At 76.4% G+C, this 9,520-nt stretch carries 7 protein-coding genes; 6 read left to right on the forward strand and 1 reads right to left on the reverse strand.

Going from position 1 to position 9,520, the window contains the following annotated elements; genetic code table 11:
- Positions 1–65 precede the first annotated feature (65 nt).
- Entirely contained in the window at positions 66–1,028 is a 963-nt protein-coding gene (locus WCS02_RS13630) for an ABC transporter substrate-binding protein (protein WP_340294126.1), read from the reverse strand.
- Between the two features lie 240 nt (positions 1,029–1,268).
- On the opposite strand from WCS02_RS13630, the gene WCS02_RS13635 reads away from it, so the two are divergent.
- From WCS02_RS13635 to WCS02_RS13660, 6 genes are all read left to right on the forward strand, one after another.
- Positions 1,269–2,483, forward strand: a complete 1,215-nt coding sequence (locus WCS02_RS13635) for a homogentisate 1,2-dioxygenase (RefSeq protein ID WP_340294128.1) — start codon at positions 1,269–1,271, stop codon at positions 2,481–2,483.
- Positions 2,484–2,530: 47 nt separating this feature from the next.
- Positions 2,531–3,430 (forward strand): hypothetical protein, encoded by a 900-nt coding sequence (locus tag WCS02_RS13640; RefSeq protein WP_340294130.1) that lies wholly within the window; start codon positions 2,531–2,533, stop codon positions 3,428–3,430.
- Positions 3,427–4,662 (forward strand): fumarylacetoacetase, encoded by a 1,236-nt coding sequence (gene fahA, locus WCS02_RS13645; RefSeq protein ID WP_340294131.1) that lies wholly within the window; start codon positions 3,427–3,429, stop codon positions 4,660–4,662. The genes WCS02_RS13640 and fahA overlap by 4 nt, the downstream gene beginning before the upstream one ends.
- 102 nt (positions 4,663–4,764) lie before the next feature.
- A complete protein-coding gene (locus tag WCS02_RS13650; RefSeq protein ID WP_340294133.1) occupies positions 4,765–5,046 on the forward strand; it encodes a hypothetical protein in 282 nt (93 codons plus the stop codon).
- 63 nt (positions 5,047–5,109) lie between these two features.
- Entirely contained in the window at positions 5,110–8,871 is a 3,762-nt protein-coding gene (locus WCS02_RS13655) for a SpoIIE family protein phosphatase (protein ID WP_340294135.1), read from the forward strand.
- 35 nt (positions 8,872–8,906) lie between these two features.
- Positions 8,907–9,353, forward strand: coding sequence for a GNAT family N-acetyltransferase (locus WCS02_RS13660; RefSeq protein ID WP_340294137.1), 447 nt, complete (start codon positions 8,907–8,909; stop codon positions 9,351–9,353).
- Positions 9,354–9,520 lie beyond the last annotated feature (167 nt).

Genomic DNA, 9,520 nt, shown 5'->3' on the forward strand with positions numbered 1-9,520 from the left:
GCTGCCGCCGCGGCGGGTGCCGCGGCGGGCGGTCCCGCTGCCGGAGGTGCCGGGACGGGCCGTGCTCACCCGAGCTCGGGGGCCCCGGCGGCGTCGGCGAGCCACTCGGACTGGAGCGCGTCCAGCGTGCCGTCGGCCTCGAGGGAGTCCACGGCCTGGCTCACGCAGTCCGTCAGCGGGCTGTCGAGGTCGAGCACGGCGCCGAACTGCTCGGCGTCGCCGCTGGCCGGCAGCTGGCCGACGATGACGCCGGCGTCCAGCTGGGCGGCCGTGGCGTAGAACGCGGACGGCAGGTCCAGGACGATGGCGTCGACCTGGCCGCTGGCCAGGGCGTTGACGGCGTCCTCGTTGCTGTTGAAGACCTGGGGCTGCATGGTCGGCCCGACGGCCTCGACGACCGCGTCCAGGCTCGTGGTCCCGACCTGCGCGCCGAACAGCAGCTCGCCCATCTGGTCCAGCGACGTCATGTCCGCGGCGAGGCTGCCCTCGACCGTGACGACGGCCTGGCGGACGTCGTAGTACGGGCTGGAGAAGTCGACGGCCTGGCGGCGCTCCTCGGTGATCGAGAACTGGTTGAGGGCGACGTCGAAGTCCTTGGGGCCCGGGGCGATGGCGGCGTCGAACGGCACCCGCACCCACTCCACCGACCCGTCGTCGTAGCCGAGCCTCTCCGCGACCGCGTAGGCCACGGCGGACTCGTAGCCCTGCTCGTTGGTCGGGTCGTCGTCGACGACCCACGGCTCGAAGGCGGGCTCGGAGGTGGCGAAGGTGAGCACGCCCTCGGACAGGGTCTCCAGCGAGGCCGGCTCGCAGCCCGCGATCCCGGCGCCGGCCGCACCGGTCGCCTCGGCGGTGGCGTCACCGGTGGCCTCGCCCGTCGCGTCCCCGGTGGCCTCCTCGGTCGGCCCGCCGGTGGCCTCGGTGGGGGTCTCCGCGGCAGGCGCGGCCGGGTCGGACCCGCCGCCGCAGGCGGACAGCGCGAGCACGAGGGTGCCGACGGTGACGAGGGGCAGGCGGGAGCGGCTCACGGGCGGTCCTCCGACGGGGCAGGGGCGGCGGCGCCGGGTGCGCCGAGCGCCTCACATGGTCGCAGGTGGAGCCCGGTGCGCCCGGCAGGTCCCACGCGCCGTCCTCCCTCCGGGCGCTCCGTACCGCCCCGGGCAGCCCCGTGCGGTGCTCCCGGCGGCCTGACGGGCGGCCGGGCCCGGAGGTAGGGTCGCGGGGTCAGCGAGGCGTCGACGACGACGCCCTGTAGAGGTGAGGACGCGGTGGCGCACTACCGCACCATGGGACACGTGCCGCACAAGCGGCACACGCAGCACCGGGACCCGGACGGCCGGCTCTACCGCGAGGAGCTGATGGGGGAGGAGGGCTTCTCCTCGGACTCCTCGCTGCTCTACCACGTCGGTGTGCCCTCGGCCCTGGTCGACGCCCGCACCTGGGAGCTGCCCGACGGCACCACGACGCCGAACACCCCGCTCCTGCCGCGGCACCTGCGCCTGCACGACCTCGCCGACCCGGCGGCGGCCGGCGACGTCGACGCGGTCCGCGGCCGTCGGCTGGTGCTCGGCAACGCCGACGTCCGGATCAGCTACGTCGTGGCGGGCGCGGACTCCCCGCTGTACCGCAACGCGGTCGGGGACGAGTGCGTGTACGTCGAGCGCGGCGCGGCCCGCGTGGAGACCGTGTTCGGCCACCTCGACGTCCGGGAGGGCCACTTCGTCGTCGTGCCGCGGGGCACCACCCACCGCTGGCTGCCCGTCGACGTCGCCACCGCCGGGCCGCTGCGGGCCTACTGCATCGAGTCGAGCAGCCACGTCGCCCCGCCCCGGCGCTACCTCAGCCGGTACGGCCAGCTGCTCGAGCACGCCCCGTACTGCGAGCGCGACCTCGTGGGGCCCACCGCCCCGGAGGTGCGCGACGGGACCGACGTCGAGGTCTACGTCAAGCACCGGGGGGCCGGGCCCGGCGGCCTGGCCGGCACGGTCCACGTCACCCCGGCGCACCCGTTCGACGTCGTCGGCTGGGACGGCTGCCTGTACCCGTACGCGTTCCACGTGTCCGACTTCGAGCCGGTCACGGGCCGGGTGCACCAGCCGCCGCCCGTCCACCAGGTCTTCGAGGCGGGGGGCTTCGTGGTCTGCGCCTTCGTCCCCCGCAAGGTGGACTACCACCCGCTGGCCGTCCCGGTGCCGTACTACCACTCCAACGTGGACTCCGACGAGATCATGTTCTACGTCGACGGCGACTACGAGGCGCGGAAGGGCTCGGGCATCGGGAAGGGGTCGGTGACCGTGCACCCCGGCGGGCACAGCCACGGCCCGCAGCCCGCGGCGGTCGAGGCCTCGCTCGGCGCGGAGCGCTTCGACGAGCTCGCGGTCATGGTCGACACGTTCCGCCCGCTGGAGCTCGGCGAGGCGGCCCTGGCCAGCGACGACGGCGCCTACGCCTGGACCTGGTCCGGCCGGGGGCCGCAGCGGTGAGCGCCGTGGCCCGCCCGGAGCCCCCCGAGCCCCCCGCGGTCGCGCCGGTGCCCGACCCCGCGACCCGCTCGGTCGTCGTCGGCGTCCCCCCGGTCCTGCTCGGCGGCCTGCTCGACGACGCCGCCACCTTCCCGCCCGGCAACGCGTCGGTGGACGACGCGGTGCAGGCCCGCGAGATGCACGCCGCGGCCTGGTTCGCGGAGCTGCTCGGTCCCGTCGTCGTCCGCGCGGACCGGGTGGACGCGCTCGTCGACGCCCTCTCCTCGACCGGGGTCGCGGAGCGGATGGTCGCCCCGCTGCCGGTCACCGTCACGGTCCCGCAGGGGCTGACCGGCGTCGGCGACGCCGTGCGCGCGGCCCGGCGGAGCGTGCTGCGCGCGGTGTCCTACGAGGTGCCGCTGGGTGCCGGGGACGCCGACGCCGAGGTGCTGCGCACGGTGCGGATGCTCGTCCCCGCGCAGGCGCACGTCCACGTGGAGCTGTCCGGGCACGTCGACGCGGCGGCGGCCCTGCCGGAGCTCGCCCGCGCCGGCGTCCGCGCCAAGCTCCGCACCGGGGGCACGTCGGCGTCCGCCTTCCCGCCGGTGGGGCAGGTGGCCCGCTTCGTCGCCGCGGCGGTCGCCGCGCGGGTGCCGTTCAAGGCCACCGCCGGCCTGCACAACGCGCTGCGCCACCGCGACGAGGACACCGGGTGGGTCCACCACGGCTTCCTCAACCTGATGGCAGCCACGGCGGCCGCGCAGCACGGGGCCGACCTCGCCGCGGTCGAGCGGCTGGTCGCCGCCACGGACCCCGGGCCGGTGCTGGAGGTGCTGCAGGCGCTGGACCACGCGGGCGCCGTCGCGGTGCGGCACGCGTTCACCGGGTTCGGCACCTGCTCCACCGTGGAGCCGGTCGAGGACCTCGCCGGGCTCGGGCTGCTCGCCCGCCCCGGGTCGGGGGCGTGAGCCCGGCAGCTCCCGGCGCCGGCACGGTCCTCGACGGGGTCCCCGCCGGGGCGTTCGGGCCGCAGACCCAGGCGCACGGGGTCGTCGACCGGCCGGGGGAGCGGCCCCGGGTGGGCGTGCGGCTGCACGACGCGGTGCTCGACGTCGGGCGGGCCGCCCGGCGCGACGGGCTCGACCTGGCCGACGCGCTGTCGGAGCCGACCCTGGACGCGTTCATGGCCCTCGGCCCGGCCGCGTGGGCGCAGGAGCGGGAGTGGCTGGACGCGCTCCTGCCGTCCCTCGACCCCGCCGACGAGCTGCTGGTCCCCCTCGGTCAGGTCGGGCTGCGGCTGCCGTTCACGGTGGCCGACTACGTCGACTTCTACGCCAGCAGGGAGCACGCCTCGAACCTGGGCGCGCTGTTCCGCCCCGGCCAGCCGCCGCTGCCGGCCGCCTGGACCCACCTGCCCGTCGGCTACCACGGCCGCGCCGGGACGGTCGTGGTCAGCGGCACCGGGGTGCGCCGCCCGGTGGGCCAGGTCCGCCCGCCCGGGTCCGCGGCGCCGGAGGTGGTCGCCTCCCGCCGCCTCGACATCGAGGCCGAGGTCGGCTTCGTCGTGGGGATCGGCTCGGTGCAGGGCGAGCCCGTCCCGCTGTCCGCCTTCGCCGACCACGTGTTCGGCGTCTGCCTGGTCGACGACTGGTCCGCCCGCGACCTGCAGGCGTGGGAGTACGTGCCGCTCGGCCCGTTCCTCGGCAAGAGCTTCGCCACCTCGGTGTCCGCGTGGGTGACCCCCCTGTCGTCGCTGGCCGCCGCCCGGGTGCCGGCCCCGCCGCGCGAGCACCCGGTGCAGGCCTACCTCGACGACACCGACCACCCGTGGGGCCTCGACCTGCGCCTCGGCGTCACGCTGCAGGGCCACCACGTGTCCTCCCCGCCCTTCGCCGGGATGTACTGGACGGCGGCGCAGCAGCTGGCGCACCTCACGGTCGCCGGGGCGTCGCTGCGGACGGGGGACCTGTTCGCCTCCGGCACGGTGAGCGGTCCGGGCAGGCACCAGCGCGGCTCCCTCATCGAGCTGACCTGGGGCGGCGCGGAGCCGCTCGTGCTGCCCGACGGGACGACCCGCACCTTCCTCGAGGACGGCGACGAGGTCGTCGTCACCGCGTGGGCGCCGGGCCCGGACGAGGAGCACCCGGTCGGCCTGGGCGAGGTGCGCGGGCGGGTGCTGCCGGCGCGGCCCCTGCCCTGAGGACCGGCGGCGTCGCGGTGCGCCCGGTCCTGACCCTGGTCGCAGGCGTCCGGGTGGTGGCAAGCGGTTGCGGCGCCCGCCTGCAGCACCGACCCTGGCCGGGTGCTGCCCCTCGCCAACATCGTGCCGCTGTCCGACGACGGCTGGCTGACCGTGCTGTGGGTGACGGTCGGCGCGTGCGTGCTGTGGATCGCCGGCGTGGTGGTCGTCAGCCGCCACCACTACGTCACCAGCCCCGGCCAGGGCGTGCAGCGCAAGCCCCCGGGCGAGCCCGGCACCGCGAAGATCCTCACGGTGCGGACCCTGCTCGTCCTCGCGGTCGGGCTGGCCGCGGTCGTGCTCGTGGTCTTCCTCGTCGGTCGCGCCGGCGACCTGCTCGCCTGACCCGTGGCCCTGCTGCCGCAGGAGGACGACGTCCTCGGCGGCCGGGGCGGTAGCGTCCCGGCCGTGCCCGACGTCCCCGACGCGCCCCACGACGTCTTCGGGTCCGGCGAGGTGGCCCGCGACCTCGCCGCCGTCGACTGGGCCGCCACCCCGCTCGGGGAGCCGCGGACCTGGCCCGTGCCGCTGGCCTCCATGGTCCGCGTCCTGCTGTCCTCGCGGTTCTCGATGTGGATGGCGTGGGGGCCGGAGCTCACGTTCTTCTGCAACGACGCCTACCGGCGCGACACGCTGGGCAGCAAGTACCCGTGGGCGCTCGGCCGGCCGGCGAGCGAGGTGTGGGCCGAGATCTGGCCGGACATCGAGGGCCGGATCGAGCACGTCATGAGGACCCGCGAGGCCACGTGGGACGAGGCGCTCATGCTGTTCCTCGAGCGCAGCGGGTACCGCGAGGAGACCTACCACACGTTCTCCTACTCGCCGCTGGCCGACGACGACGGTGCCGTCGCCGGGATGCTGTGCGTGGTCAGCGAGGACACCGAGCGCGTCGTCGGGGCCCGCCGCATGGCGCTGGTCCGCGACCTGGGCGCCGGGCTCACCGCCCCCCGCGCGCAGCAGGAGGTCCTCGACGTCGTGCGGCGCGAGCTCGGCGCGGCCGACGCGCTGCTGCCGTTCACGCTGGTCTACCTGCTCGAGCCCACGGGCGAGGCGGTGCTCGCCGCGAGCACGGGCCTCGCGCTGCCGCACGACGCGGCGCCGCCGGTCATCGCCGCGGACGGGCCGTCGCCGTGGCCCCGGGAGGCGGTGCTGCGGGGCGAGACGGCGGTCGTCGACGACCTGGACCTGCGCTTCCCCGACCTTCCCACCGGCGGCCGGGACGCCGGTCCCCGCCAGGCGCTCGTCGTGCCCTTCCGCCAGCAGGACGAGACCCGCCCGCTGGGCTTCCTCGTCGCCGGGCTCACCCGGTACCGCCCCCTCGACGACGACCACCGCGGCTTCGTCGAGCTCGTCGCCGGCCAGGTCGCCGCGTCGCTGGCCGGCGTCCGCGCCCACGAGCAGGAGCGGCTGCGCGCCGAGCGCCTGCTCGAGCTCGACCGTGCCAAGACGGACTTCTTCACCAACGTCAGCCACGAGTTCCGGACCCCGCTCACCCTCATGCTCGGCCCGGCGGAGGACGCCCTCACCGACACCGAGGAGGAGCTCGGGCCCCGCCAGCGCGAGCGCGTCGAGGTGGTGCGCCGCAACGGCGAACGGCTGCTCAAGCTCGTCGACACCCTCCTGGACTTCTCCCGCCTGGAGTCCGGGACCGTCCAGGCGCAGTTCGAGCCGGCGGACCTCACGGCGGCCACCGCGGAGCTCGCCGAGACGTTCCGCACCGCGGTGGAGCGGGTCGGGCTGTCGTACACGGTGTCGTGCGAGCAGCTGCCCGGCCCGGTCTGGGTGGACCGCGAGATGTGGGCCAAGGTCGTGCTCAACCTGCTGTCGAACGCGCTGAAGTTCACCTTCGACGGCGGCATCGACGTGCGGCTGGAGGCCGCGGCCGACGGGGCCCGGCTCACGGTCACCGACACCGGGACCGGCATCGAGCCGGAGCAGCAGGTCCGGCTGTTCGAGCGGTTCGCCCGGGTGGCGGGGGCGCGGTCGCGCAGCCTCGAGGGCTCCGGCATCGGTCTGGCCCTGGTGCAGGACCTGGCGGGCGTGCACGGCGGCACCGTGGCGCTGGACAGCGAGCCCGGGCGCGGCAGCTCGTTCACCGTCACCGTGCCGTGGGGCCGGGACCACCTGCCGGCGGAGCAGGTGCTCGAGGCCCCGTCGGGCGGCGGCCAGGGCGGCCGCGGCCCGCGCGGCTACCTCGCCGAGGCGTCCCGCTGGCTCGTCGACACCCCCACCGGGCCGGGGTCGACGCCCGCGCCCGGGACCGACCGTCCCCGCGTCCTCGTCGTGGACGACAACGCGGACATGCGCGAGTACGTCACCCGCCTGCTGGCGGTGGACCACGAGGTGCTCGTCGCCGCCGACGGCCGCACCGCGCTGGAGATCGCCCGCCGCGACTCCCCGGACCTCGTGCTCAGCGACGTGATGATGCCCGGGCTGGACGGCGTGGGGCTCATGGCGGCCCTGCGCGAGGACGCGCGTACCGCCCACGTGCCGGTGGTGCTCGTGTCCGCCCGTGCCGGCGAGGACGAGACCGTGCGCGGCCTGGAGGCGGGGGCGGACGACTACCTGGCCAAGCCGTTCTCCAGCCGTGAGCTGCGGGCCCGGGTCCGCGCCAACCTCGAGCTGGACCGGGTCCGCCGCACCCGCCGCGAGCTGGAGCAGATGCAGGCGCTGCTGGACCAGGCCCAGCGCCTGGCGCGGGTCGGCAGCTGGGAGGTCGACGTCGCGACCGGCGCCATCACCGCCTCGACGGAGTTCGTCCGCCAGGCCGACCTCACCGAGGAGGAGGTGGCCGCCCGCGGCTTCGACGAGGCCTTCGCCGACCGCGTCCACCCCGACGACCGTCCTGCCGTCGAGGCGGCGCTGGCCCGTGCGGTCGAGCACGGAGAGCCGGTGGACTACCTCGTCCGGCTCATCGACCGCGACGGCGGCGTCCGCACCTTCCGCACCCTCGGCGAGCTCGAGCGGGACGCCGAGGGCCGCCCGCTGCGCCTGCGCGGGAGCAACCAGGACGTCACCGAGCAGCTGCTGGCCGAGGAGGCGCGCGCGGCGGTGGCCGCGGCGACCGAGGCCGCCGGGCGCGAGCACCGCATCGCCGACGAGCTGCAGCGCTCCCTGCTGCCCGAGGACGACGTGCAGGCCGAGGAGCTGTCCGTCGCGTCGTTCTACAGCGCCGGCGCCGAGGGCACCCAGGTCGGCGGGGACTGGTACGACGTCATCGGCCTGGGCGGCGGCCGGACGGCGCTGGTCGTCGGCGACGTCATGGGCCGGGGGGTCCGGGCGGCTGCCGTCATGGGTCAGCTCCGCTCCGCCGTGCGCGCCTTCGCCCGGCTCGACCTGCCGCCCTCGCAGGTCCTGGAGTACCTCGACGGCGTGGTCCGCGACCTCGGCGACGACCAGATCGTCACCTGCCTGTACGGCGTCTACGACCCCTACGACGCGACGCTGACCCTGGCCAACGCGGGGCACCTGCCGCCGCTGGTGCGCCGCCCGGGCGGGACGGTCGAGCGGCTCGAGCACTCCCAGGGCCCGCCGCTGGGCACGGTCGTGGCCGCCGTCAGCGACGTCCACGTCACCCTCGAGTCCGACGCCGTCCTCGTCCTCTACACCGACGGGCTCGTCGAGGACCGCAGCAGCGACATCGACGACGGGATCGACGCGCTCAGCGCGCTGGTCGCGGCCCTGCCGGAGGGGCTGGACCGGGACACCCCGGCGCATCTGGTCCGCGCCCTGCTGCCCGGCGGCTCCGACGACGACGTCGCGGTGCTCATGGCGCAGGTGCAGGGCGGGGAGCCGGCACCCACCCTGGCGCTCACCGTCGACGACGAGCCGGCCGGCATCCCGCGCGCCCGGCGCGAGGTCGGCGCCGCGCTCACGGCCTGGGGCGTGGAGCAGGACGTCTGCGAGACGGTCCTGCTCCTGCTGTCCGAGCTGGTGACCAACGCGCTGGTCCACGGCCGGCCGCCGGTGCACGTGCGGGTGCGGCGCGGTCCGACCGCCCTCGCCCTGGAGGTCCACGACAGCGCGCAGACCATGCCGCGGCGCGGCGACCCGGACGACAGCGACGAGCACGGCCGGGGCCTGCAGCTGGTGTCGGCGATGTCGGCCCGGTGGGGGACGCGGCCGACCATGGTCGGCAAGGCCGTGTGGTGCACGGTGCCCCTGGGCTGAGGGCCGGTGTCGGACCCGCCTCCTAGCGTCGGCCCATGACGCTGAGGCTGGCCGAGCTCACCCCCGAGAACCTGCCCGCGGCCGTCCGGCTGCGCCTCGCGCCCGGGCAGGAGCGGTTCGTCGCGCCGGTGGTCGAGTCGGTCGCGGAGGCCTACGTCACCCCGACGGCGTGGCCGCGGGTCGTCCTGGACGACGACGAGGTGGTCGGCTTCGTCATGGCGAACTTCGACCCCGACCACGAGCTGCCCGAGTTCCGCGCCGGGGTGTGGCGCCTGTCCGTGGCCGCGGGGGCGCAGGGGCGGGGCGTCGGCAGGTTCGCCGTGGACCAGGTCGCGGCCGAGGCCCGGCGGCGGGGCGTCCGGCGGATCACCGTGCTGTGGGAGCAGGGCGAGGGCGGGCCCGAGGGGTTCTACCTCCGGCTGGGGTTCGTGGTCACCGGCGAGCTGTCCGGCGAGACCGTCGGCACGCTGGAGCTGGGGTAGCGGCGGCGGGCGCGCGCCCGTCCCAGCTCCCAGCGCCACCGGTGCCACCGCTCGACGACGGGCCGGACGGAGCGCCCGCGCCGCCAGGCGGCGAAGACCCGCAGCAGCCGCGGGTCCGGCGGCGCGGCCCCGTCCCGGGGGGCGAGCTCGCCGAGCAGCCGGGTGAC

It is taken from the genome of Aquipuribacter hungaricus, assembly GCF_037860755.1.
GTDB lineage: Bacteria > Actinomycetota > Actinomycetes > Actinomycetales > JBBAYJ01 > Aquipuribacter > Aquipuribacter hungaricus.